The organism is Mesorhizobium sp. M1D.F.Ca.ET.231.01.1.1, from assembly GCF_003999155.2.
Taxonomy (GTDB): domain Bacteria; phylum Pseudomonadota; class Alphaproteobacteria; order Rhizobiales; family Rhizobiaceae; genus Mesorhizobium.
Genome location: NZ_RZOZ02000049.1, coordinates 1 through 567, shown reverse-complemented (window position 1 = coordinate 567; position 567 = coordinate 1). Strand labels below are relative to the sequence as shown.

Annotated in this window: 1 protein-coding gene; it reads left to right on the top strand. The window is 59.1% G+C overall.

Annotated features, from left to right (window positions below; all coding sequences use genetic code 11):
* Positions 1–332 (top strand): DUF982 domain-containing protein (locus EN874_RS32185; RefSeq protein ID WP_245516211.1); only part of this gene is annotated, 332 nt, incomplete at its 5' end.
* Positions 333–567 lie beyond the last annotated feature (235 nt).

The window sequence follows — 567 nt, the reverse complement described above, 5'->3', positions numbered from 1 at the left end:
GCGCGAAGCGGAACGTCGGTGACGAGCTCGATCGAAATCTACAATTGCCTCGCTATCCATGTGGCAATGCCTTATGGACAACAATGCAAAATCCCAAATTCACTCAGCCCGTGAGCGTTCGGGCTGGCACCCAAGACCTCGAGACAGTCATCACCGACGTCTATGAATGCTCGTCATTTCTGCTTCGGAAGTGGCCGGGCAAGCGTGGGCCGTCGCATCGCGCCGCGCTCCAGGCTTGCCACGACGCCAGCGCGAACAAAAAGCCCATATCGAGCGTTCGGCGGGCGTTCGCCTTGGCGGCGCGGGAGGCTGGTATTCTGGTCGGGCAGTAACGGACCGGTTTGCCGAGCAATAAGGTTACCGGGCCAAAGGACATGAAAAGAACGACCGTCTTCGTCAGGTCGTTGGCAGACAGGTCAAAGGACGTCCCCATGTCACACTCGTCACGGGCATTCTACACAAGTTCGAACGGCGACCGCTGGCTGGTCGTCAAGGTCGGCGAACGCGACGAGATTTTCGTAAGGCATGAGCCAAACCGGGCCTCGGGCGGTCAACCTTCGGTGGTTG